General features: G+C 64.0%; 22 protein-coding genes and 1 pseudogene. 16 read left to right on the top strand and 7 right to left on the bottom strand.

Translation table 11 applies throughout. The annotated features are described in order from the left end of the window. Positions 1–34 precede the first annotated feature (34 nt). The 5 genes from CK228_RS22655 to CK228_RS22635 all read left to right on the top strand — a co-directional run bounded on the left by CK228_RS22655 (position 35) and on the right by CK228_RS22635 (position 5,800). Positions 35–1,585 carry a winged helix-turn-helix domain-containing tetratricopeptide repeat protein gene (locus CK228_RS22655; protein ID WP_095775111.1) on the top strand — a complete coding sequence of 517 codons (1,551 nt, stop codon included), beginning with the start codon at positions 35–37 and terminating at the stop codon, positions 1,583–1,585. 214 nt (positions 1,586–1,799) lie between these two features. Then, positions 1,800–2,660, top strand: coding sequence for an ABC transporter permease (locus CK228_RS22650; protein ID WP_245429705.1), 861 nt, complete (start codon positions 1,800–1,802; stop codon positions 2,658–2,660). Then, a complete protein-coding gene (locus CK228_RS22645; RefSeq protein ID WP_095789296.1) occupies positions 2,657–3,496 on the top strand; it encodes an ABC transporter permease in 840 nt (279 codons plus the stop codon). Before CK228_RS22650 ends, CK228_RS22645 begins: the two co-directional genes overlap by 4 nt. Continuing rightward, complete coding sequence (locus CK228_RS22640; RefSeq protein ID WP_095775108.1) at positions 3,493–4,635, top strand: ABC transporter substrate-binding protein; 1,143 nt, start codon at positions 3,493–3,495, stop codon at positions 4,633–4,635. Before CK228_RS22645 ends, CK228_RS22640 begins: the two co-directional genes overlap by 4 nt. Continuing rightward, positions 4,628–5,800 carry an ABC transporter ATP-binding protein gene (locus CK228_RS22635; protein WP_095789295.1) on the top strand — a complete coding sequence of 391 codons (1,173 nt, stop codon included), beginning with the start codon at positions 4,628–4,630 and terminating at the stop codon, positions 5,798–5,800. The genes CK228_RS22640 and CK228_RS22635 overlap by 8 nt, the downstream gene beginning before the upstream one ends. A gap of 51 nt (positions 5,801–5,851) precedes the next feature. Here CK228_RS22635 and CK228_RS22630 read toward each other — a convergent pair whose 3' ends face one another. Further along, the gene (locus CK228_RS22630) at positions 5,852–6,832 is read right to left on the bottom strand and encodes a GlxA family transcriptional regulator (RefSeq protein ID WP_095789294.1); all 981 of its coding nucleotides are present in this window, start codon (positions 6,830–6,832) and stop codon (positions 5,852–5,854) included. A gap of 161 nt (positions 6,833–6,993) precedes the next feature. Between CK228_RS22630 and CK228_RS22625 the strand changes: the two genes are divergently transcribed. The 4 genes from CK228_RS22625 (at position 6,994) to CK228_RS22610 (ending at position 12,989) form a co-directional block, all read left to right on the top strand. Further along, a complete protein-coding gene (locus CK228_RS22625) occupies positions 6,994–9,597 on the top strand; it encodes an EAL domain-containing protein (protein ID WP_179296015.1) in 2,604 nt (867 codons plus the stop codon). A 264-nt stretch (positions 9,598–9,861) separates the two neighbouring features. Then, on the top strand, positions 9,862–11,421 hold the full coding sequence (locus CK228_RS22620; RefSeq protein ID WP_095789292.1) for an FAD-dependent monooxygenase: 1,560 nt from the start codon (positions 9,862–9,864) through the stop codon (positions 11,419–11,421). 80 nt (positions 11,422–11,501) lie between these two features. Continuing rightward, positions 11,502–12,212, top strand: a complete 711-nt coding sequence (locus tag CK228_RS22615) for a hypothetical protein (protein WP_095789291.1) — start codon at positions 11,502–11,504, stop codon at positions 12,210–12,212. 135 nt (positions 12,213–12,347) lie between these two features. Then, a complete protein-coding gene (locus tag CK228_RS22610) occupies positions 12,348–12,989 on the top strand; it encodes a glutathione S-transferase family protein (protein WP_095789371.1) in 642 nt (213 codons plus the stop codon). A 50-nt stretch (positions 12,990–13,039) separates the two neighbouring features. On the opposite strand, the pseudogene fusA reads toward CK228_RS22610, so the two are convergent. Then, positions 13,040–13,939, bottom strand: a pseudogene (gene fusA / locus CK228_RS22605) (elongation factor G); the annotation flags it as partial. 61 nt (positions 13,940–14,000) lie between these two features. Then, entirely contained in the window at positions 14,001–14,351 is a 351-nt protein-coding gene (locus tag CK228_RS22600) for a hypothetical protein (RefSeq protein ID WP_095789289.1), read from the bottom strand. 250 nt (positions 14,352–14,601) lie between these two features. Between CK228_RS22600 and CK228_RS22595 the strand changes: the two genes are divergently transcribed. Both CK228_RS22595 and CK228_RS22590 read left to right on the top strand, forming a co-directional pair. Further along, positions 14,602–15,042: a hypothetical protein gene (locus tag CK228_RS22595; protein ID WP_095775100.1), complete on the top strand. Its 441-nt coding sequence runs from the start codon at positions 14,602–14,604 to the stop codon at positions 15,040–15,042. Positions 15,043–15,190: 148 nt separating this feature from the next. Continuing rightward, positions 15,191–15,628 carry a VOC family protein gene (locus tag CK228_RS22590; protein WP_095789288.1) on the top strand — a complete coding sequence of 146 codons (438 nt, stop codon included), beginning with the start codon at positions 15,191–15,193 and terminating at the stop codon, positions 15,626–15,628. 170 nt (positions 15,629–15,798) lie between these two features. Here the strand turns inward: CK228_RS22590 and CK228_RS22585 are convergent, their stop codons facing one another. After that, the gene (locus tag CK228_RS22585; RefSeq protein ID WP_095789287.1) at positions 15,799–17,421 is read right to left on the bottom strand and encodes an ABC-F family ATP-binding cassette domain-containing protein; all 1,623 of its coding nucleotides are present in this window, start codon (positions 17,419–17,421) and stop codon (positions 15,799–15,801) included. 385 nt (positions 17,422–17,806) lie between these two features. Here CK228_RS22585 and CK228_RS22580 point away from each other — a divergent pair, with 385 nt between their 5' ends. Continuing rightward, on the top strand, positions 17,807–18,118 hold the full coding sequence (locus CK228_RS22580; protein WP_179296013.1) for a hypothetical protein: 312 nt from the start codon (positions 17,807–17,809) through the stop codon (positions 18,116–18,118). A 31-nt stretch (positions 18,119–18,149) separates the two neighbouring features. Next, a complete protein-coding gene (locus CK228_RS22575; protein WP_095789286.1) occupies positions 18,150–18,485 on the top strand; it encodes a hypothetical protein in 336 nt (111 codons plus the stop codon). A gap of 179 nt (positions 18,486–18,664) precedes the next feature. Here the strand turns inward: CK228_RS22575 and CK228_RS22570 are convergent, their stop codons facing one another. Beyond that, positions 18,665–19,363, bottom strand: a complete 699-nt coding sequence (locus tag CK228_RS22570) for an SDR family NAD(P)-dependent oxidoreductase (protein ID WP_095789285.1) — start codon at positions 19,361–19,363, stop codon at positions 18,665–18,667. Positions 19,364–19,533: 170 nt separating this feature from the next. Between CK228_RS22570 and CK228_RS22565 the strand changes: the two genes are divergently transcribed. Next, the gene (locus tag CK228_RS22565) at positions 19,534–20,163 is read left to right on the top strand and encodes a glutathione S-transferase family protein (protein WP_095789284.1); all 630 of its coding nucleotides are present in this window, start codon (positions 19,534–19,536) and stop codon (positions 20,161–20,163) included. Positions 20,164–20,165: 2 nt separating this feature from the next. On the opposite strand, the gene CK228_RS22560 is transcribed toward CK228_RS22565, so the two are convergent. Next, a complete protein-coding gene (locus tag CK228_RS22560) occupies positions 20,166–20,765 on the bottom strand; it encodes a YdeI family protein (protein ID WP_095789283.1) in 600 nt (199 codons plus the stop codon). A gap of 253 nt (positions 20,766–21,018) precedes the next feature. Between CK228_RS22560 and CK228_RS22555 the strand changes: the two genes are divergently transcribed. Next, positions 21,019–21,630 (top strand): hypothetical protein, encoded by a 612-nt coding sequence (locus tag CK228_RS22555; protein WP_095789282.1) that lies wholly within the window; start codon positions 21,019–21,021, stop codon positions 21,628–21,630. Between the two features lie 28 nt (positions 21,631–21,658). Here CK228_RS22555 and CK228_RS22550 read toward each other — a convergent pair whose 3' ends face one another. Then, positions 21,659–22,132, bottom strand: coding sequence for a cupin domain-containing protein (locus CK228_RS22550; RefSeq protein ID WP_095789281.1), 474 nt, complete (start codon positions 22,130–22,132; stop codon positions 21,659–21,661). A gap of 65 nt (positions 22,133–22,197) precedes the next feature. Between CK228_RS22550 and CK228_RS22545 the strand changes: the two genes are divergently transcribed. Beyond that, positions 22,198–22,653 (top strand): MarR family winged helix-turn-helix transcriptional regulator, encoded by a 456-nt coding sequence (locus CK228_RS22545; RefSeq protein ID WP_095789280.1) that lies wholly within the window; start codon positions 22,198–22,200, stop codon positions 22,651–22,653. Positions 22,654–22,717 lie beyond the last annotated feature (64 nt).

Below are 22,717 nucleotides of genomic sequence, written 5' to 3'. Positions count from 1 at the left end.
GAATCGCTATTAGCCGGGTTCCGGAGCCAGCAATTTGCCGTATTTTTTCGAGGATTTCGCCCTGGACGGCGACCGGCGCGAATTGCGCCGTGGCAACAACCTGGTCGCCGTCGAGCCACAAGTGTTCGACTTGCTTCAATATCTCATTCGCAATCGCGAGCGGGTGGTGAGCAAGGACGATCTGGTCGATGCGGTCTGGCAGGGACGCATCGTCTCGGACGCCACGCTGGCCAGCCGCGTCAACGCCGCGCGCAGCGCCCTTCAGGACAATGGCGAGCAACAGCGCCTCGTCCGCACCTTTCCACGCAGGGGCTTTCGGTTCGTCGGCAGCGTGCGCGAGGAGGCCGGTGCCGAGGCGACAGCACCGGTCGAGCCGGCGAAGCCTGGCCTTGGCATCCCCGCCCGTCCTTCCATTGCGGTGCTGCCTTTCGTGAACCTGAGCGGCGATCCGGATCAGGACTATTTCGCCGATGGCATGGTCGAGGACATCATCACCGGCCTGTCTCGGATCCGCTGGCTGTTCGTTATCGCGCGGAACTCCTCCTTCACCTACAAGGGCCGGGCGGTGGATATGAAGCGGGTCGGACAAGAGCTTGGCGTGCGCTATGTTCTGGAAGGCAGCGTGCGCAAGGTGGGAAGCCGCGTGCGCATCACCGGCCAGTTGATCGACACCGAGGAAGGCGGCCATCTCTGGGCCGAACGCTACGACCGCGAGCTGACCGACGTGTTCGCGCTGCAGGACGAGATCACCATCAGCGTGGTCGCGGCCATCGAGCCCAATCTGCGCCGGGCCGAGATCGAGCGCGTCAAGCGCCAGCGACCCGACAGTCTCGATGCCTACGATCTTTTCCTGCGCGCGCTGCCCGACGTCTACACCTTCATGCCGCAAGGTGCCGCCAAGGGCCTGCCGCTGCTCGACCAAGCGCTGGCCATTGAGCCGAGCTATGCTCTCGTCCACGGTTTTGCCGCTTGGGCGCATCAAACCCTTTTCATTCGTGGGGGCATGCAGGCGGAGCATAGCGGGAAGGCGTCCCGCCATGCCCATGCGGCGATCGAGCACGGCTCGGGCGACGCCATGGCGCTGGCGCTGGCCGGCTTCACCATCGGCCTGGTCGAGCATGACCGCAAACTCGCCGACGAGGCGTTTTTGCAGGCGCTTTCGCTCAGCGCATCCTGCGCCTTCGTCTATGCCTTCGGCTGCGTGCCGGTGGCCTATGGCGGCGATGCGACACGCGCCATCGACTGGGGCGAGCAGGCGTTGCGGCTGAACCCGCTGGACGCCATGAACTGCGTGCCGCAAGGCATGATCGGCTTCGCCAACTTTCTCGCCGGCAGGCACGAACAGGCCATTGCTGCCGGACGGCGGGCGGTGGAGATGAACCCCGGCTTCAGCATCCTGCACGGATGGCTGGCCGCACCCCTTGCCAGGCTGGGACGGCTCGAGGAAGCAAAGGCTGCGGGATCACGGTTGATGACGCTCGACCCGCATTTCACCATTGGCCGCTGGTCCGCCGCCGTCGGGCTTGCGCCTGCCATCATCGATGACGTCACCGAGGCCATGCGGCTGGCCGGCCTGCCGGCATAGAAGCCGCCGGTAAAATTCTACTAACCCGACCGAACGGCCATGCCGGAGCCGCTGCGATGCCGTCGACATCCACCGCAGCCGGCGACGCGCCCGATGTCCGCTGGCTCAATCGCCTGTTGTAGACATCGGGCCTCCAATCACCCAATCTTGGCCCGGGAACAAAACAGGCGCTTCAAAGCAAGCGCACCGGGTGCTCATGAAACGACGATGGACATTGTATGATCCACGGCTGGCATGGCTGCTGGTCGCGCCGGTGCTCCTGCTGCTGATCTTCTTCCTGGTGTTGCCGATCGCCGTGATGGCCGCCTACACCTTCTTCACCTTCGTCACCGCCGGCGTGGAAACCAGCGCGCTGACGACGGCGAACTGGCACGAATTCCTGACCGACAGCTATTATGCCGGCTTCCTTTTGAAGACGCTGCGGGTCGGCGCCATCACCGCGCTGCTTTGCGGGGTGCTCGGTTATTTCCCGGCCTATTTCATCTGGGCGACGACCTTCAAGCACAAATGGCTGCTGCTTCTCCTGCTCATCGTGCCGTTCTGGATCAGCTTCACCATCCGAACGTTTTCCTGGATCAACATCCTTGGCGAACAGGGCGTCATCAATGTCGCGCTGCTGAAGATGGGCATCATCAGCGAGCCGCTGCCGATGCTCTACAATGAAGGCGCGGTCATCCTGGGCATGCTGCACTTCCTGCTGCCCTACATGATCCTCAACGTCTATGTCAGCCTCGAGGGCATCGACCGCACCCTGATCTCGGCCGCGCGCTCGATGGGCTGCACCAGCGCGCAGGCGTTCCGCGAGGTCACGCTGCCGCTTTCGCTGCCCGGGCTGGCGGCAGGCCTGCTGCTCTGCTTCGTGCTGGCCGCCGGCAGCTATGTGACGCCGCAGCTGCTCGGTTCCGGCCGCGACGCGCTGTTCGGCAATCTGATCTACGACACCATCATGGGCGAGCTGAACTGGCCGATGGGCGCCACGCTTTCGATCGTGCTGTTCCTCGTGCTCGGCTCCTTCGCCGCCATCTACACACGCTTCATGGGCATGTCGCAGATCGTCAAGGGATTGGGCGGATGAAGGCGCGGCGCAAAGAGGAAGGCAGATGGGCCTGGCGGCTGACCGGCTTCGTCACGGTCTGCGTCTACATCTTCATGTTCGCGCCGATCGTGGCGACAGTGATCCTGTCGTTCAACGCCTCGATGTTCGGCGGCTTCCCGATGACCGGCTTCAGCCTGCAATGGTACGTCAAGCTGATGGCCAACGAACCGGTGCTGGCCGCCTTCCGCACGTCGCTTTGGATCGCGCTGGTCACCGCCGCCGTTACCACGGCCATAGGCGTCGTCACGTCGTTTGCGCTGGTGCGCTTCGAATTCCGCGGCAAGCAGGCGCTGAGCACTCTGGTGATCCTGCCGGCGCTGGTGCCCGAGACCATCCTCGGCGTCGGCCTTCTGGTGCTGATCAAGGCGGTCGACCAGCCGCGCACCATGCTTCTCCTGGTGCTCGGCCACATCCTGCTCGCCGTGCCCTATGTGGTGCTGATCACCCAGGCGCGCATGGTCGGCATCCGCCGCGTCTACGAGGAGGCGGCGCTCTCGCTCGGCGCCTCGCGCTTTTCATCCTTCCGCGAGATCACGCTGCCGCTGCTCATCCCCGCCGTCATCGGCGGCGCGCTGCTCGCCTTCACCATCTCGTTCGACAACACCTCGGCCAGCCTGTTCTGGCGGCCGGCAGGCGTCGAGACCATGCCCACCCAGATCCTTTCGATGCTCAAGATCTCGATCAGCCCGGAGATCAACGCGCTCGGCACCGTGATGATCCTGGTGACCGTCGGCATCCCGCTGCTCGGCGGCCTGATCCTGCAAAGCCTGACCAGATTGAAACGACGCGACGAACCAAAGGAGGAAGCACGATGAAACTGTCCAACGGCAAGCGGCTTGAACGGCTGCACGATAGGTACCAAAACGGCGATCTCAGCCGCCGCACTTTCCTGACGCTGACCGCCGCCGCGGCCGCCGCGGCCGGTCTCGACATGCCCTGGATGCGGCAGGCGCTCGCCGCGGTCGAGGAGGTTCGCTTCGATGGCTGGGGCGGCACGGTGCAGGACGCGATCGACAAATACGCCTTCAAGCCCTACACGGCCAAGACCAAGATCAAGGTGGTCCAGGGCACATTCGGCGACGAGGACGAGATCATCACCAAGATCAAGACCGCCAAGCCCGGCGACTACCAGGTCATCCATTCCTCCGGCGTCAACTACTACATCAAATATGTGAATGGCGGCCTGACCTCGGAGATCAACGAGGCCAACATCCCCAACATGGCCAATGTGCTGCAGCCGATGATCGATCCGTTCCGCAAGCTGACGCCGAAACTCTCGGCCGTGCCTTACGACTATGGCACGACCGGCATCGCCTACAACACCAAGGTGATCTCGCCCGAGGAAGCCAAGGAAAAGGGCGCGGCCCTTTTGCTCGACAAGAAATATGCCGGCAAGGTCGGCGGCTATTCCGACATGACCACGCGCGTCTGGTACGCCGCGCTCGCCACCGGACAGGATCCCAACAACCTCAAGGACATGGACGCGATCTGGGCCAAGGTGCGCGAAACGCGCGACCTCGCCAAGAAGTTCTGGAGCTCCGGCGCGGAGCTGATGGACCTGCTTTCCAAGGGCGAGATCGTGGTGACCGACGCCTGGTCGGGCCGCGTCGCCGCCTTGCAGGACCAGGGCCATCCGATCGGCTATCTCGACCCCGCCGGTTCCTATGCCTGGATGGAGGATATGCTGATCCTGAAAGGCTCGCCAATGGCCGAGTGCGAGGAGTTGATCAACTTCATGCTCGACCCGGCGACCGCCATTGCGGTTGCCGAGGGCCAGAGCTATCCGCCGTCGCTCGACCCGACAAAGGTCAAGCTCACCGAGAAGATCGAGAAGCTGCCGGCCTTCGACAAGACCGGCACGATGAAGTCGCTGACCTTCGCCGACCCGGTCTACTGGGCGACCAACGAGGATGCCTGGACCAAGCAGTGGAACAGGATCTCGAAAGGTGCCTGACAGGAACGACCTTTCGGAAGTGCCCCGGCCGGAAGCGGCCGGGGCGGCAAGGAGCGCAGCCGCTCTGGGCGGCGGCATCGGGGCCGGCCAGCCGGCGGTCGAGTTCCGCGACATCGACATCGCCTATGGCAAGTTCGTCGCCGTGCGCGATTTCTCGCTCTCCATCGCCAAGGGCAGCTTCGTCACCTTGCTCGGCCCTTCGGGCTGCGGCAAGACGACGATCCTGCGCTCCATCGCCGGCCTCGTCGACATTTCGGGCGGCCAGATCATGATCGACGGGCGACGGGTCGACGACGTGCCGATCTACAAGCGCAACATCGGACTGGTCTTCCAGAGCTATGCGCTGTTTCCGCACAAGAACGTCTTCGACAATGTCGCCTTCGGCCTGAAGTACCGCAACGTGCCGAAGCCCGAGATCGCCCGCAAGGTCGGCCGGGCGCTCGAGATGGTGCGGCTGCCGGGCAGCGAGAAGAAGCTGCCGTCGCAGCTGTCGGGCGGGCAGCAGCAGCGCATCGCGCTCGCCCGCGCCATCGTCTTCGAGCCGCAGGTGCTGCTGCTCGACGAGCCGCTGTCGGCGCTGGACGCCAATATGCGTGAGGAGATGCGCGTCGAGATCAAGAAGATCCAGAAGGAAACCGGCATTACCGCCATCTTCGTCACCCACGACCAGGAGGAAGCGCTCTCCATGTCGGATCGCATCGTGGTGATGAACGCCGGCGCGGTCGAGCAGATCGGAACCCCGCAGGAAGTCTATGAGACGCCGGCCACGGCCTTCGTCGCCGACTTCCTCGGCAAGGCTAACATGCTCGCCGGCACCGTGAGCCGGTCCGGCCAAGCGACGACGGTGACGCTTGCCACCGGCCAGACGGTCGAGGTCGCCTGCCCAAGCCCGCTTGCGCAGGGCAGCAAGGTCACTGTCGTGATACGGCCGCAGAAACTGTCGGTCGGCACGGCGGCAATCACCAACAGGCTGTCCGGCCGTGTCGTCTCGGCCTCGTATCTGGGCGGCAGCGCGATCTACGAGATCGACATTGGCGGCAAGACGATCATCCGCGCCAACGCGCCGATCACCGGCCGCGTCCTTCGCGAAGGCGAGGCGATCGACATCGGATTCGATCCCGAAGGCTGCGTTCTGCTCGACGAGGATGGTCAGCGGATTTCGTGATGCATGTCGCCGGGAAGCCGGCCCGGCTTGGAGGCCGGTCAGCGACCAGCTTCATTGCCCCGCCGCGCCGGCGGGCACGCGGCTGGGATGCCTTAGATGGGTCGGCGTGATGCCTGTCTGCTGGCGGAACACGCGGCTGAAATGACCGGCATTGGTGAAGCCGCAGCGGTAGGCGATGTCACCGATCTGCAGGTCGCTGCCTTCGAGCAGCGACTTCGCATGATGCACTCTCAGCGCCAGGTATGCCGCCATCGGGCCGATACCCAGCTCCGTCCCGAAAAGCCGTTCGAGCTGGCGCCTCGAGCAGTTGAGCCGGGTTGCGATCTCGCCGACGGACAGCGTCTCCTGCAGGTTGCTCTCCATCAACAGCAAAGCGCGCTTGACCGCGCGGCTTGACGCCGCCGGGAACAGGTCGCCGACGGGCTGCACGTCCCGGCTGCTCCTGATGCGGTCGAGCACCAGGATCTTGGCGGCCTTTTCCGCCGCCTTCTGGCCGATGAACTGCGACACGAAATAGCCGGCAAGGTCGGCCGCCCCCGTGCCGCCGGCGCAGGTCGAGCGGCCTCGGTCGACGGAATACAGGCTGTCGGCATGGGCGTTGACATCGGGGAACTGGCTGCGGAAATCCTTGATATGGAACCAGCTGACGGCGGCGGCGTAGCCGTCGAGCAGGCCGTAGCGCGCCAGTACGAAGCTTCCCGTGCAGAGCGCCGTCAGCGGCACCCCCTTTTCGGCAGCCCGCAACAGGAAGGCCTCCTTGTCGGAACTCAGGCTGCGGTTGGTGTCGAGCAGGCCGCCGACCACGACGATATTGTCGAAATCCTCCGGATTGCCGATCCCCTTGGTGGGCAGCAATTCGACGCCGCAGCTGGCCCGAATCGGCAGGCCGCGTTCGCCGACGATCTCCCAGTCGAACTCGATCCTGCGGCTGCGGTCGCCCTCATCGCCCGCCAGCCGCAGCGTGTCGATGAACAGCGACAGCGGCGACAGCGTGAAGTCGCGAACCAAAAGAAACGCAAAACGCCTTGCCATTGTACTTCCGCCGCCCGTCCGCCTGCCATAGCTGATGCCGAAACTTGCCACCAGTCTGGAAGGGTAAATTTAAGCGTTTTCTACTACAGTCCATCGATGAGCTATAGTTCAGGAAAGGTGTCAGGGTCGAATTGACCATCACTGGATTCAGCCTCGGCCGCCTGAGACGGGCCGTTCTTTCTTCCGCCAACTTGCCGGCGGCGATCGCTTTTGTCGTGCTTCTGATCTGCTCCATCGTTGCCGACCAGCAGAACAGGAGGGTCTCCGACCAACTGGCGCGCGCCGACGTGCTGGCCAAGGTAAACATCATCCGCGCCAAGCTCGAAGGCAACATTAACGGCAATCTTCAGCTTGTTCAGGGTTTGGTCTCGGCCATCGATACCGAACCCTTTATGGGCCAGCAGAGATTTGCCTCGCTTGCCGGAAATCTGTTCCAGCAGAAATCGCAATTGCGCAACATTGCCGGCGCGCCCGACCTGGTGATCTCGCTGATGTACCCCATGGAAGGCAACGAGAAGGCCATCGGGCTCGATTACCGCAAGAACGAAGCGCAGCGCATGGCGGCGCTGCGGGCGCGCGACCAGCGAGTCCTGGTGTTTGCCGGCCCGGTCGACCTCGCCCAAGGCGGGCGCGGCTTCATCGGCCGCATCCCGGTCTTTGTTCCGACCGCGAACGGCGGCGACCGTTTCTGGGGCATCGTCTCGGCGGTGGTCGATGTCGACCGGCTCTACGCGGCGAGTGGGTTGACCGATCCGGATCTCGACATCGATGTCGCGCTCACAGGCAAGGATGCGCTGGGCGGCGGCGGCGAACGCTTTTTCGGCGGCGGCCAGGTCATTGCCGGAAATCCCGTATCGGCCGATGTGCAGCTGCCATCGGGTTCCTGGCAGATTTCGGCCCTCCCCAAGGGCGGCTGGCCGGAGGCTCCGAAAAACGAGTGGGCCTTGCGGTCGCTTATGTTGCTCGCCGGGGCGCTGGTGGTGCTGCCGATCATGGTGGCCGGTCGGCTGTTTGGCGAAAGGCAGAAAAACTACGCCGAGCTGAGGCGCCTGTCCGGGCGCCTGGAGCTGGCGCTGGAAGCCTCTGGCATTGGCGTTTGGGAACACGACCTCACCACCAATGAAATGGTGTGGGATGACCGCGTCAACGAGATCTACGGCAAGTCAGCCGACGGCAAGCCACGCGGCTATGATGACTGGGCGCAGGCGATCCATCCTGAAGATCTGGTACGGGCGAGACAGGACTTCGATCTCGCCGCGGCCAAACAAGGCCCCTATTCCTCACAATACCGGCTCCTACGCCCCGACGGCACCGTCCGCCATGTGCGCACGCGCGCGACCTACTTCCAGGACATTGGCGGAACGCCCAAGCTGATCGGCGCCGAATGGGACGTGACCAGCGACGTGCTGCTCAACGAAAACCTCATTCGTGAACGCCAGTTGACGGAATCGAATAACGCCGAAATCAATCTCGCCAAGGCACATATCGAGTATGCGGCGCTACACGATTCGCTGACCGGCCTGCCCAACCGCCGCTATCTCGATGAACTGCTGGCCGAAAACGGCGAACCGGACCGGCGCACAGCACTGCTGCACCTGGACCTCGACCGCTTCAAGCAGATCAACGACACGCTCGGCCACGCTGCGGGCGATGCCATGCTGGTGCATGCATCCGAGGTTATCCAGGCCAATGCGGGCCATGACGATTTCGTTGCGCGCATCGGCGGCGACGAGTTCGTCGTGGTGAGCCATGGGCTTGACGACGACGGACTGTCGGCACTTGCCCATCGCATCATCGAGGACATGCGCCAACCTGTCGATTACCGCGGTCATCCGTGCCGTTTCGGGGTCAGTATCGGCATTGCCGCCAACAATGGCGTCGACGTGAAACAGTTGCTGGTCAACGCCGATCTGGCGCTCTATCGGGCCAAAAGCCGTGGCCGCAACCGCTACGAGTTCTTCAACGAGGAGTTGCAGAGCGAGATCGTGCGGACCAAGCAGATCGCCGACGACATCCTGGGCGGGTTGGAGCGGAACGAATTCGTCGCCTACTATCAGCCGCAGTTCGACGCCAGCACGCTCGAGATCGTCGGCGTAGAGGCGTTGTCGCGCTGGAAGCACCCGCGACGCGGCATCCTGGCCCCTGACGCTTATCTCAAGGTGGCTGAAGAACTCAACGTCGTGGCGCTGATCGACCGCATCGTCCTCAAACACGCGCTGGAGAATTTCGAGCGTTGGTCGCACAGTCATCTCAACATCCCGCGCGTGTCGGTCAACGTCTCGGCCAGGCGGCTGGAGGACAGGGACCTGATTGAAGGTCTGCGCAAGCTCGCCATCAAGGCTGGAACGGTGTCGTTCGAACTGGTGGAGTCCATTTTCCTCGATGAAAACGACGACCTGGTCACGTGGAATATCGACCACATCAAGGAGCTCGGCATAGACATCGAGATCGACGATTTCGGCACCGGCCACGCCTCGATCGTCTCGCTGCTCAAATTGCGTCCGCGCCGCCTCAAGATCGACCGCCAACTGATCACACCCATCACCGGCTCAATGGCGCAACGGCATTTGGTGGCGTCGATCATCGAGATCGGCAAATCGCTCGGCATCGAAGTGGTCGCCGAGGGCGTCGAGACGATGGAGCATGCGCGCATCCTCAAGGAACTTGGCTGCGATATCCTGCAGGGCTACCTTTTTGGCCGCCCGATGGAGGCCAAGGCCTTCAAGGCCTTCGCCCTATCGCGTAAATGGCTGGCCGCGGGCTAGATTGCCCCTAACCAATGGCGTTGCCCTTGGCCGCCGCCTCACCTGTTGCAGACCAATCGCCGCATCGCTATATAGCCCACGTCGGAAAAGGCAGAGTTGGTTTGGTAAGCCCAACTCCTCTCGGTAACGAGAGCTCTGGTCTTTGGCTTCGTGCACGAGATCCCCACGACGAACATCGGACGCTGACCCAGCGCCCTGTCGTTCGTCCGTGTGGTTCTTATCTCGAGGAACGCTCCGGTCGAACATCGACCAAGGAGTAGTTTCATGCAACGCCACCACCCAATTTCCTATGACGTCATCATCTCCGGCGCCGGCCCGGTCGGCTTGTTTCTCGCTTGCGAGCTGCGCCTGGCCGGCCTCTCGGTCCTGGTATTGGAAAAGGCCGACGACCCCAGTTCGCCGCTGAAACGGCTTCCTTTCGGCATGCGCGGCCTGTCAGTGCCGACCATCGAGGCCTTCCATCGTCGCGGCCTGCTGGACGCCATTGTGCCGCCGCCGGCGAAGAATGGCCCGGGCGACGACACATTGGCCGCCGCACACTGGATGCGGCAGCCGCGCCGCCCGGGCGGCCATTTCGCCGGCATCCAGTTCCATCTCGACGCCGTCGACAGCTCGAAATGGCCCTATCGCCTGCCCGGCCCGGCGGGCAGCAGCATGGCGGTCGAGATGGAGCATCTGGAAACCGCGCTCGCCACCCGCGCAGACGCGATGGGCGTCGAGATCAGGCGCGGGCTCGGCGTCGAAAACTTCGCCCAGTCGCACGAGGATGTGACTATCCGCGCCGGTGGCGAGGTCTTTCGCGCCCGCTGGCTCGTCGGTTGCGATGGCGGCCGCAGCACGGTGCGCAAGCTTGGCGGCTTTGCCTTCACCGGCACCGCTGCCGAGTTCACCGGCTATTCCGTCGACGTCGAAATTGCCGATCCGGACACGCTCGGCCTTGGCCGCCACTACACCCCGACGGGCATGTACACCTACTCGCGGCCAGGCACCATCGCGATGGTCGAGTTCGACGGCGCCGCTTTCCATCGGACAGAGCCGGTCACGCTGGAGCACGTGCAGGCGGTGCTGCGCCGCGTGTCCGGCACCGACGTCACCCTGACGGCGCTGCGCCTCGCCACCACCTGGACCGATCGCGCCTACCAGGCGACCACCTACCGCAACGGGCGGGTGCTGCTTGCCGGCGACGCCGCGCACATCCATTCTCCATTGGGCGGCCAGGGCCTCAACCTAGGGATTGGCGACGCCATGAACCTCGGCTGGAAGCTTGCCGCCACCATCCGCTGCGACGCGCCGGCCGGCCTCATCGACAGCTATTTCGACGAGCGGCATCCGGTGGCCGCGCAAATCCTCGACTGGTCGCGCGCCCAGGTCGCGCTGATGCGGCCAAGCCGCAGTTCACGCGCGCTCGAAGCCATCATCCGCGACCTCATCGACACGCGCGACGGCGCGACCTACTTCGCCGAGCGCGTCTGGGGCGTTTCGCTGCGCTACGACCTTGGCGGCAGCCACCCACTGGTGGGCCGCAGCGCGCCCGATTTCGAACTGGCCGACGCAACGAGGCTCGGCGAGCGCTTGCGGAACGGCCAAGGCCTGTTGCTGGACTTCGATTCCCACCCTGCCCTGCAAGCGCTTGCCAGCCACTGGAGCGGGCGGATCGCCTATGTCGCCGGGGATGCCAGGGACCGCCTGGGCCTGAGCGCCCTGCTCGTGCGCCCCGATGGCTTCGTCGCCTGGGCCGCTGATGGCGAGCCTGACCTTGGCGAAGCGACGCAGGCCGCATCGCGATGGTTTGGCGAAGCGGCAACAGGTGGCTGCGTATACTAAGGAACTGTTTGAGCCTGATTTCGGTTGTCTGCTGTGCGAAGTGCCGTTCCACGAAGGCACCTGATGAGCGAACATGAAACATGGCAGACAAGAAGCGCGATTCCCTGCGAAAGGTCCTGAGTGGCATCGTCGCGGCAATTGCCGGCGCGCCTGATCGCGAGCAAGGCCTGAGCACCGCCAAAGCGTCAGTAGTCGCCGAATGGCCGCTGCCGCCATCGGCAACGCTTGGCTCCGCCTTGCGCCTGAAGGGGATCGAACGCGAAATTCGAGCCCGCCTGCCGTGGGCTGTAAGGAAATTTGCCAAGGCCGAGACCGGCCGCATCATCCTGCGCATGTTGAAAACCGACGCGGATGCCTTCCAGGCGGCCTCGGCAACCATCTCCAGGACACTGGAGGGGATCGAAACCCTCGCCGTGCTTCCGCGCGAGGCAGAAGACATTCTCACCATCTCCGCCCGCGAGCGCCACAAATGGCTGAAGGACGGCCGCCTGAAGAGCATCGGCACCCGCACCGTCAAGATGCGCGGGCGATCCAAGGCCGTGACCTTCCATGTCTTCGATCCACGCCACATCGAGGATGTTCTCGACCGCGACCTGGCGAGCGCCTGGCGGGAGGAAGATGCGCAGGAAGCGTCCGAAAACAGGCGGCGCGGTGCCGGCAAGGCCGCCCTGACGCGCGCGGGAAAACGACAGCGCAAGGCGCGCAGCGCCAGGACTTCGGGAAAGGATGATGCTCCACCGCCGAAGCTGGAGGGCTGGGACACATTCGAGGCGGAAGGCCTGCTGCGCTAGAGCCGAGGACGCTTTTCAACCGGTCCGAAGCGTTAAATCCCGCGGTCCGGAAAAACCAGGCGGTTGTCGGGAATCGCCCCGGCCGTTCGTCCTTTGGGTGCAACCAAGAACCGAACCAACCAGCCGGAGCCTGCCATGATCCCCACCATCACCGCCTTCGAACGATCGCCCGACGGCGGCAAGGGACTGGCGCGCGATACGCGCGTTCGCTGGGCGCTCGAAGAGGTGGGGCAACCCTATGAGGTTCGTCTCGTTTCCTTCGCCGGGATGAAGGCACCTGGCCATATGGCCATCCATCCGTTCGGCCAGATCCCCACCTATGAGGAAGGATCTCTGTGCCTGTTCGAGACCGGTTCGATCGTCTTTCATCTTGCCGAGCGGCATGCGGGCCTGCTGCCCAGGGATCGCGATGCCCGCGCGCGTGCCATCACCTGGATGTTTGCCGCCCTCAACACCGTCGAGCCGCCCATCCTCGAATTGACGACGGCGAGAATATTCGAAGCCGACAGGCCGTGGAGCGAAGAGCGCCTGCCATTGGTCAAGGACCGGGTTCGCGCCCGGCTGGACCAGCTCTCGGCCTATCTGGGCGCCGCCGAGTGGCTCGATGGTGCGTTCAGCGCCGGTGACCTTTTGATGGTATCGGTGCTGCTGCGGCTGCGCATGTCGGGCATTCTGGACGAATATCAAAACCTGGCTGCCTATGTGGCGCGCGGCGAAGCCCGCCCCGCTTACGCCAGGGCCTTCGCCGCGCAATTCGCGGTCAACGCCGCATCATAAAGCCGAGCCGACAGCAGGAGCAGTGCGACCACAGCAGAGGTGAGCGGAAGTCAGGCGAACGCGGCCGCGGCGGGCGGCGGATCGCGATTGTCAGGCATCGGAACGGGCTCGTATCCGGCATAGAAGGCGCTCAAGCGTGCCTGCCCGTTCGAACGCGACCGCAGTGTCTCTTCCAGCTTGAACATGGCTGAGAGCGGCACCATGGCGTGGATGACGACGGCAACATCGCGACCTTCCTGGTCCCCGATCCGGCCACGGCGGCTCTTCAGCTCGCCGGTGATGCTGCCGGCATAGTCCGCCGGCGTCACCACCTCGACCTTCATGACCGGTTCGAGCAGTTGCACGCCGAGATACGGCGCGGCCTCGCGAAAGCAGGCGCGGGCCGCAACCTCGAAAGCCAGGGCCGAGGAGTCGGTCTCGTGCCAGGCGCCGTCCACCAGCGTCGCCTTGACGCCGATCATGGGAAAGCCCGCGAACGGCCCCGACGACAGCGCGCTGCGCAGCCCCTTTTCGACCCCCGCACCATATTCGTTCGGAACCGCGCCGCCGGCGATCCTGGACGCGAAAACGAAGTCCGGATTGTACGCGTTCGGCTCGAACGCAATCTTGACGCGGGCGAACTGGCCCGCGCCGCCGAACTGCTTCTTGTGGGTGTAGTCTTGCTGGTGGCTGCGAGTGATCGTCTCGCGATGGGCGACCTGCGGTGAGCCGACGTTCACGTTGATCATGAACTCGCGGCGCAGACGCTCAATGATGCTGTCGAGCTCAGGCTCGTCCATGTAGGCCACGATCGTCTGACCGGATTCCTCGTCCCACTTGACATGGAACCAAGGATTCTCGTCCGCCAGCCTCGACAGGGCGATACGCAGCTTCTCCTCATCGGCTCTCGACTTCGCCTCGATCGCGATTTGCAGCAAGGGCCATGGCGCGGCAGGTTCTTCCATGACGATATGGTCGCAGGTTGGTCGGATGTCCGCAACGGCACAGGAAGGGCGCCGTCAACAGCCACGGCTACGGATATTTCGCCTTTGCGCCCGGGTTTAGATCGCCCTGCAACTCTTTCGGCAAAGGCAGGCTTGAGCATTGCAGGTGCACGTCGCGGGCGTAACGCTTTCGCTGCTTCTGCTCGGCCTCCTTGGTGGCCGCGATGATGCCCAGGCCGTACGGGCCGAGGACCGCGAATTCCCAGCCCGGATGTTGTTTTTCGCGCGCCGCGTAGTCCGAAGCCGCCGCCCGCGCCTGCTGGCATTCCGGCGACGCCCATTTCGGATCCTGCGGCGAAAGCGACGCGCCATAGTCGACCGGAGAGGTCGCGCATCCGGCCACTGTCGCGGCCAGTACGACCGACACTGCAATTCGCATCACAACTCTCATCCGAAGCCCTTCTCGCTGTCCGCAAACCTCGCAGGCGCCCCGTCCGCGCCAATCACGTGTATGCGATGTCTCGCCGGAGCGCTTGCCATAGGCCTCGTTTCATGTCGATCTTCCCGCGGCCAGATTCAGGCCGCGTGCCTGGAACCAAATGACGGGCGAGACTGTTCCGTTGTAACTTTAACACAGCGCTGGCGCGCCCGGTCGGGTGGGCAAGCGGCGACTTCGAGGAGCTCTCATCATGAATATTTCGTCCGGATTTCGTAGAATCGCGGTTGCCGCCATCGCCACCGCGGGCATCGGCTTTGCCAGCGCCGCGCATGCCGACAGCGGCACGATCCGCTTTGCCGTCTACAAGGCGGCCTTCTTCGTCGGCGGCTCCGGCGGCGAAGGCACGTTCACCTTCCACGGCAAAACCTATCCCATCTCGATCGGCGGCGTCTCGGGCGGCCTCGCCTTCGGCGTTTCAAAGACCTATTTCCGAGGCACCGTGCGCCACATCAGGCGCGTCCGCGATGTGACGGGGGTCTACGGTGCGGCGGGCGGCGGCGGCACGCTCGGCAAAGGCGCCCAGATGATCGTCATGACGAATGACAGGGGTGCCCAGCTCGAGCTCACCGGCAAGCAGGTCGGGCTGCAGGTCAACGCCGATCTCAGCGGCATGGCCATCTCGCTGAGGTAAGGGACTCTCGCCCATTCCTTCGACGGTAAGAGGTCTGACGGAAAAGTCCGGAAGGCGGCGTCGGCTCGACAGCCGCCTTTTCGCTGGCCGAAGACCGATCCCTGGCCGAAGACCCGCAGGCTGTTGATCCAGACACGAGGTTGGACGCATGGCGCTCAAACGGATGGACAATGTCGGAATCGTCGTCGATGACCTCGAAGAGACGATCGATTTCTTTCGCGAGCTCGGCCTTGAACTCGAAGGGCGGGCCACGATCGAAGGCGAATGGGCGGGACGTGTCACCGGACTGGGCGATCAGCACGTCGAGATTGCCATGATGCGCACGCCCGACGGTCACAGCCGGCTCGAACTATCCCGCTTCCTCACGCCGCCGGTCGTCGCAGATCACCGCGACGCCCCGGTCAACGCCCTGGGCTACCTGCGCGTCATGTTCACCGTGGACGACATCGACGATACGCTTGAAAGGCTTCGCAAGCGCGGTGCGCGGCTCGCAGGCGAGGTCGTTCAGTACAAGGACGTATATCGGCTCTGCTACATTCGCGGACCCGGAGACCTTCTCATCGGCCTCGCCCAGGAACTCGGCTGAGCGCCATGCGATGACAATGGCCAAGAGCGACCAATGCCGGCTGGCGCGTCTCACAAGGTCCCTGGTAGCCTAGAGCGTTTCACCGTTTCATGGAAACGGCGAACCGCTCTAACTCTTTGTTTTGACGCAATTCCGGACGGAAAACCGCTCACACTTTTCCTGGAATTGCTCTAGCTCCGCAGCCCCGGCGCCTCCTGCCCCGTCCTCTCGACATACTCGGTATAGCCGCCGCCATAGGTGTGGATGCCTTCCGGCGTCAGCTCCAGCACGCGGTTCGAAAGTGCGGCCAGAAAATGCCGGTCGTGCGAGACGAACAGCATGGTGCCCTCATATTGCGACAGCGCCTCGATCAGCATCTGCTTGGTGGCGATGTCGAGGTGGTTGGTCGGCTCGTCCAGCACCAGCAGATTGGGCGGGTCGAACAGCATCAGCGCCATCACCAGCCGCGCCTTCTCGCCGCCTGACAGCACGCGGCACTTCTTCTCGATCTCGTCGCCGGAAAAGCCGAAGCACCCGGCAAGTGCGCGAAGCGGCGCCTGGCCGGCCTGCGGGAAATTGTCTTCCAGCGTCTGGAACACGGTGCGCTCGCCTTCGAGCAGCTCCATGGCGTGCTGGGCGAAATAGCCCATCTTCACGCTCGGCCCGCGCGCCACCGTGCCGGTGTCGGGGTCGGAAGCGCCGGCCACCAGCTTCAGCAGCGTCGACTTGCCGGCACCGTTGACGCCCATGATGCACCAGCGCTCGCGGCGACGGACCTGGAAGTCGATCCCCTCATAGATGGCGCGGCTGCCATAGGCCTTGTGGACGTTCTTCAAGGTGACGACATCCTCGCCGCAGCGCGGCGCCGGCTGGAACTCGAAATTGACGATCTGGCGGCGCTTGGGCGGCTCGACGCGGTCGATCTTGTCGAGTTTCTTCACGCGGCTCTGCACCTGCGCGGCATGGGAAGCGCGCGCCTTGAAGCGCTCGATGAAGGCGATCTCCTTGGCCAGCATCGCCTGCTGGCGCTCGAACTGCGCCTGCTGCTGCTTGTCGGCAATCGCCCGCTGCTGCTGGTAGAATTCGTAATTGCCCGAGTAGGCGGTGAGCGAGCCGGCATCGATCTCGACGATCTTGTTGACGATGCGGTTCATGAACTCGCGGTCGTGCGAGGTCATCAGCAGCGCGCCGTCATAGCCCTTCAGGAACTGCTCCAGCCAGATCAGGCTTTCGAGATCCAGATGGTTGGACGGCTCGTCGAGCAGCATGACATCGGGCCGCATCAGCAGAATACGCGCCAGCGCCACGCGCATCTTCCAGCCGCCCGACAGCTTGCCGACATCGCCGTCCATCATCTCTTGGGAAAAGCCCAGACCGTCGAGCACTTCGCGGGCGCGGCCGTCCAACGCATAGCCGTCGAGCTCCTCGAAGCGATGCTGCGCCTCGCCATACTTCTCGATGATCTCGTCCATCCGGTCGGCCTGGTCCGGGTCGGCCATCGCCGCTTCCAGTTCCGCCATCTCGGCCGCGACATCGCTCACCGGCCCGGCGCCGTTCATCACTTCGGCGACGGCGCTATGGCCTTCCATGTCGCCGACATCCTGGCTGAAATAGCCGATGGTGACGCCGCGATCGACCTGCACCTGGCCCTCGTCGGGCTGCTCCTGGCCGGTGATCATACGGAACAAGGTGGTCTTGCCGGCGCCGTTCGGCCCGACAAGACCAATCTTCTCGCCCTTCTGCAAGGAAGCCGACGCCTCGATGAAGACAAGCTGACGGCCGTTCTGCTTGCTGATGCTTTCAAGTCTGATCATGCGGTTTCCGGGGAATTGGAACTTGGGAGGATTTTCCCCGGGCCATACGCGATGGCGGGCGCCAGAGGAAGAGGCGCAAGCGCCGCAGCGGGCGCGACGCTCTTCCTTCCCCCCTTGTGGGGGAAGGTGGATCGGCGCGCAGCGCCGAGACGGTTGAGGGGTGTTCCAGTGGAGTGAGACGTTGGCGTTCCCTGGAGCACCCTCATCCGACCTCGCTTCGCGAGGCCACCTTCTCCCGCAAGAGGAGAAGGAAAAACCCTGCCAGACATACTTCAGAAACAAGATTCAACATGCGGGAAAAACTGAAGAAAACATCGTCTGCGATAACCATCCCCGTAGCGACCGGACAGCGGTCGCCACACGACGCAAAGGGATGGTCCCGACAATGCAACGACGTTCGACCGGATGGATGGGTGCCCTCGCAGGCATTTCGCTCGCCATGCTTGCGGTCGCGCAATCGGCTGCGCAGGCGGCGGTTACCCGGAGCGAATATTGCAGCCGGCTCGGTTCTCAACTCGACGGAGCCATCCGGACCAAAGCCGAACCCGGTGCCAGCGCCAGCCAGATCGCCACGGCAGAGGCACTGCAGGACAAGGCCAACCGGTTTTGTGCCGAGCGCAAGGAGGCGCAAGGCATCCGGACCTACGCCAACGCCCTGAAACTTCTTGGAGTGACACCGGTCGACCTCGACCAGTGACGGCAACCATCAATCCGAAGGAAAGCCTATCATGAACAAGCCCCTCCTCTCCGCCCTCGGTCTCGCCATTGCGCTCGGTCTGGCCATGCCGGTTATCGGCACCAGCACGGCCAACGCGGCCGCCACCACCGCCGCTGCGCCGACCACGGCTCCCGCCGCGCCGACCGCGCCCGCGACTGCTCCGGCGGCTCCCGCTGCCGTCGATGCAGCTAAGACGCCGGTCAAGGCGGCGGCGCACAAGCACCACAAGAAGCATCGCAAGCATGTGCGCAAGCACGGCCACAAACACGTGGGCAAGAAGCACGGCCACCGGCACGTCGCCAAGAAGCACACCCACAAGAAGCACGGCCACGCCAAGGCGGCTTGATCGCCAGCTTTTTTCTGGCTTCCTCCCGGGAAAAGGCCGCCATTCGCTAAAAGCGAGGGCGGCTTTTTCTTGTGTACAAGAAGGCAAGCCGGATCCGCTGAAAGTTAGTCAAAACAGGCGCTTACGGTAACTCCGCAATTCAGATCGTGAACCGCCTCAAGCCACCCCGACCTGTTCGCTCACCACGGCAGTCTTTTGCCGTCGCGGAAGAATCCGCCCGTCGGCCCGTCGTCCGGCAAGGTCGCGGCCCAGACGATGCCGGCCGCCCCTTGCGCCACCGGGCGTCCGCCCGGCCCGCCCATGTCGGTGGCGACCCAGCCCGGGCAGATGGCATTGACCAGCACGCCGGAGCCGCGCAATTCCGCCGCCAGCACGCAGGTCAGCGCATTGAGCGTCGCCTTCGATGTCGAGTAGGCCGGCGCGCCCGCTCCCATCGAGGCCAGCGAACCGCCCTCCGACGACACATTGACCAGCCTTCCGTGGCCGCCGGCCTTGAGCAGCGGCGCGAAGGCGGCCGCCACCCGCCAGGCGCCGAAGACATTGGTCTCGAAGGCTTCGCGGATGACAGTCCAGTCCGGTCGCGAGGCGCGCGAGCCGGTGTCGTAGTGGATGGCGGCATTGTTGATCAGCACGTCGAGCCGGCCGAACCGGCGTTCGACCTCATCGGCTGCCCTTGCAGCCGCGTCGGATGCTGCGACATCGAGCGCGATGGCCTCGACATGGCCGTCGAGCGCTTTCGCCGCCACCTCGCCCTTGGCCAGATCGCGCACGCCGAGCAGCACGCTGAAACCGAGTTTCGCCAGTTGGCGACCGGTTTCAAGTCCGATGCCGCGATTGGCACCGGTGATGAGGGCGACTTTGTCGGGATGCATGGTCATGTGGAATGCCTCCGTTATCGTCTCGGGAAAAGATGGCACAGGCGGAATTGATGTATTAGGCGGCGGAGATCGCAATCATTGTGCGGCCGAGTGCATGAATTGACCGGGCAGGAATCGGGTGTCGTCTGATGTCGTGCTATGCGATCGTTCGCCGATCACGAGGATCGGCCATGCTCACGCTTCACGATTATCTGCCATCGCAAAATGGCTGGAAAGTCCGGGTTCTGCTCGGCCTGCTGAAGATCCCTTACCAGACCCGCCTCGTCTCGATCTTCGAGGGCGAGAGCCACAGCGATGCCTTCCTTGCCCTCAACCCGGCGGGCGCGGTTCCCGTGCTCCAGCTCGAAGACGGCAGCGCCATCGCCGAATCCAACGCGATCCTCACCTACCTCGCCGAAGGCACGCCCCTGCTGCCGGCGGACCGCTACCGGCGCGCCAAGGTGATGCAGTGGCTGTTCTTCGAACAGTACAATGTCGAGCCCGTGATCGGCTCGCTGCGTTTCTGGACCTTGACCGGACGGCTCGAGCGCAACCATGCCATGGTTGCCGGCAAGCGCGAGGCCGGCGCCCGCGCGCTGGCCGCCCTGGACCGCAGCCTTGCCGAGACGCCGTTCCTCACCGGAAACGACCTCACCATCGCCGACATCGCCATCTACGCCTACAGCCACCGCGCCGGGGATAGCGGCTTCTCTCCACCGGACTACCCGGCATTCCTCGCCTGGACCGGGCGCGTGGGCGACGCCATCGGCCAGGGCTATCCGGTTCACCCCTACGGCATCGACCCGCATTCGGGCGGCTGAGGCTACTTCTTGCCCTGCGGATAGATCGTCTCGCCACGCTTCAGCATCGCGACAAAGGTCTCGATCTTCTTCTTGCGGCCGGCCTCGGTCTTCATGTTGTGGGTGCGGAAGGCGAGCGAGAAGCGGTTCTGCGCGCTGAGTTTTTCCAGCATCGCCTTCGCCGCCGGCTCGGCATCGATGGCCGCCTGCAAATCGTCGGGGATTTTCATCTCCTTGCTGCCGCCATAGGCGCGCGCCCAGCGCCCGTCGGCCTTGGCGGCTTCGACCTGTTTCAGCCCATGCCCGGTCATGCGGCCCTCCTCCACCAGCCGCGCGACATTGTCGATGTTGATCTTGCTCCAGATGCTCTTCTTGCCGCGCGGCGTGTAGCGCTGCAGAAAACTGTTTTCGTTCAGCCCTTTGCGCACCGCATCGATCCAGCCGAAGCACAGCACGACATCGATGGCCTCCTTCGGCGTGATCGACTTCAGTCCAGACCCGACCTTGTGCACCTTGATCCACACCTCGCTTTCGGTGGCGTGGTGCTGGCCGAGCCAGGCATAAAAACTCGCCGCGTCGGAGAATTCCCGCACCTTGTCGGGATCGACCTTGACCGGCGCCATCAGCACGCCCGCGGGTTCAGGATTGTCGTTACTGGCGTCCCGGTCATCTTGCCTCCATCATCCTGCGATTTCCGGCATTATGGCATCGCCCACTACCCAATTCCCGTCAGCAGTGAGGCACGGTGCCGCGAAATAGGGAACGCGCGATACATCGCCGTGTTGCGGCTGGAGCGCGCCCGACCAGATGGAGGAGCTCGACGCTTCGCCACCGTGCTATAGGACCACAAATGCCACGCTTGGGGGACACGCCACAATGAAATCTCTGCTTTTCGGCCTTGCCTTGTTGCTGCCGGGCGTGGTGCTGGCCGAACCGATAGAAACCCGCAAGATCATCACCGCGCTGACCGGCGACTTCAACGGCGACGGCGCTCCCGACCTTGCCATGGTGGTCGAGACCGCGCCGACCGACCCGATGGACATCCACTTCTTCCTCGGGGACAAGGAGCATAATTACCTCAAGCCCGTCGAAATCGTGCGCGAACAGATCGGTGGCGAGTGGAACGGTTACGACCGGCCGGGCTACGAGAACTCCGCCACCGAGCCGGAGCTGACCATGCTGCCCAACGGCTCGATCAAATTCTATCTGCCGGCGCCAGAGATCGGCAGCGAGCGCACCAACCAGACGCTGACGATCGCCTACCGCGACGGCGCCTTCATCGTTGCCGGCTTCGCCTACGATTCCGATGACTACCTGCAGGAGAATGCCGCCAGCGCCTGCGACTACAACGTGCTGACCGGCAAGGGCGCCAGTTCGAAGCAGCAACCGGACGGCAGCACCAAGCACAAGACCGTGTCGGTTGAAAGCAAGACCATCGCATTCCGGGACTGGAACTCGGGCGACGCCTTCGCTGCTTGCCAGGAATAAGTGACGCGCGCTGGGCCTTCGGCCGGCATCAGGCCGGTGGCGGCATCGCCGGCGTCAGGCCGTGGCGGCGCATGATCTCCATCATCGCAGCCTTGTCAGGCGGCCCGCCGGCAGCGGCGTTGAGCAGACCGAATGCCTCGCGGAAATAGTCCGGACCAATTGCCGCCGGCGTGATGACGCACAGCGTCTTGGCATCCCGGGTGCCATTATTGTCGAAGCGGTGGACGGCGCCGCGTGGAATGCACAGCGCCTCCCCCGGCCCAACCTCGATCGGCTTGCCGTTCACGGTCCAGGTCAAGACCCCGTCAATCCCGTAGATCGTTTCCTCGTAATGATCGTGGCTGTGCGCCGGCGCGGGCAGGCGCTGCGCGCCCGGCACCATCAGTTCGAAAGCGGCGACACTGCCGTTCGAATTTTCGCCCGACACCAGGAAACGGACCGACAGCCCCTTGGTGCCGATGGTCTCATTGGCTGGGTTGACCTGAAGATCCATGGCTGACATTGCGCAAACCTCTCCGGTAAATTACATTTACTAGCAATCAGTAAACTCACTTTACCGGATCGTCAATGGCCACCTCCACAGAAGTCCTGCAGACCAAGACCACGGACCTTTTGATCGGCGCCCTGCTGCGCGTGCCGGCGCAGGCCATCCAGCGCCGGCTGATCAAGGAGCTCAACGCCGCCGGTTTCGACGAATTGCGCCTGCCGCATATGGCCGTGCTGCAGTTTCCCGGCCCGGACGGCGCGCGCCCCGGCACCATCGCCGAACGTGCCGGCATGAGCAAACAGGCGATCAACCAGTTGCTCAGCAGCCTCGAAAATTACGGCTATATCGTCCGCTCCGACGGCGAAGGCAGCGCGCGCGTGGTGCACGCCACCGAACGCGGCCACGCTGCCTTCTGGAAGATGGTCGACATATTGCGCGACATCGAGGAGGAGTGGCGCACCGAGCTCGGGCCGGAGCGCTTCGACCAGCTCAAAGCGCTGTTGTTCGCCGTCTGGGACAGCCCGCTGGTGCGCTGACCGAAACCGCATTCGTGCATCATCATCGGCATTTCCGATGACGCTATCGGTTTCTTCCGTTTCC

It is taken from the genome of Mesorhizobium sp. WSM4312 (genome assembly GCF_002294875.1).
In the GTDB taxonomy this organism is placed as follows: domain Bacteria; phylum Pseudomonadota; class Alphaproteobacteria; order Rhizobiales; family Rhizobiaceae; genus Mesorhizobium.
Note: the sequence above shows the minus strand (reverse complement) of the source record. Positions and strands in the feature narration are given on the sequence as shown.

Excerpts from the sequence above, each read along its gene's own strand:
- CK228_RS22645 (WP_095789296.1), top strand. The coding sequence starts at position 2,657 with ATGAAGGCGCGGCGCAAAGAGGAAGGCAGATGGGCCTGGCGGCTGACC.
- CK228_RS22640 (WP_095775108.1), top strand. The coding sequence starts at position 3,493 with ATGAAACTGTCCAACGGCAAGCGGCTTGAACGGCTGCACGATAGGTAC.
- CK228_RS22630 (WP_095789294.1), bottom strand. The coding sequence starts at position 6,832 with ATGGCAAGGCGTTTTGCGTTTCTTTTGGTTCGCGACTTCACGCTGTCG.
- CK228_RS22620 (WP_095789292.1), top strand. The coding sequence starts at position 9,862 with ATGCAACGCCACCACCCAATTTCCTATGACGTCATCATCTCCGGCGCC.
- CK228_RS22615 (WP_095789291.1), top strand. The coding sequence starts at position 11,502 with ATGGCAGACAAGAAGCGCGATTCCCTGCGAAAGGTCCTGAGTGGCATC.
- CK228_RS22610 (WP_095789371.1), top strand. The coding sequence starts at position 12,348 with ATGATCCCCACCATCACCGCCTTCGAACGATCGCCCGACGGCGGCAAG.
- CK228_RS22600 (WP_095789289.1), bottom strand. The coding sequence starts at position 14,351 with ATGCGAATTGCAGTGTCGGTCGTACTGGCCGCGACAGTGGCCGGATGC.
- CK228_RS22595 (WP_095775100.1), top strand. The coding sequence starts at position 14,602 with ATGAATATTTCGTCCGGATTTCGTAGAATCGCGGTTGCCGCCATCGCC.
- CK228_RS22590 (WP_095789288.1), top strand. The coding sequence starts at position 15,191 with ATGGCGCTCAAACGGATGGACAATGTCGGAATCGTCGTCGATGACCTC.
- CK228_RS22585 (WP_095789287.1), bottom strand. The coding sequence starts at position 17,421 with ATGATCAGACTTGAAAGCATCAGCAAGCAGAACGGCCGTCAGCTTGTC.
- CK228_RS22580 (WP_179296013.1), top strand. The coding sequence starts at position 17,807 with ATGCAACGACGTTCGACCGGATGGATGGGTGCCCTCGCAGGCATTTCG.
- CK228_RS22575 (WP_095789286.1), top strand. The coding sequence starts at position 18,150 with ATGAACAAGCCCCTCCTCTCCGCCCTCGGTCTCGCCATTGCGCTCGGT.
- CK228_RS22570 (WP_095789285.1), bottom strand. The coding sequence starts at position 19,363 with ATGACCATGCATCCCGACAAAGTCGCCCTCATCACCGGTGCCAATCGC.
- CK228_RS22565 (WP_095789284.1), top strand. The coding sequence starts at position 19,534 with ATGCTCACGCTTCACGATTATCTGCCATCGCAAAATGGCTGGAAAGTC.
- CK228_RS22560 (WP_095789283.1), bottom strand. The coding sequence starts at position 20,765 with ATGGCGCCGGTCAAGGTCGATCCCGACAAGGTGCGGGAATTCTCCGAC.
- CK228_RS22555 (WP_095789282.1), top strand. The coding sequence starts at position 21,019 with ATGAAATCTCTGCTTTTCGGCCTTGCCTTGTTGCTGCCGGGCGTGGTG.
- CK228_RS22550 (WP_095789281.1), bottom strand. The coding sequence starts at position 22,132 with ATGTCAGCCATGGATCTTCAGGTCAACCCAGCCAATGAGACCATCGGC.
- CK228_RS22545 (WP_095789280.1), top strand. The coding sequence starts at position 22,198 with ATGGCCACCTCCACAGAAGTCCTGCAGACCAAGACCACGGACCTTTTG.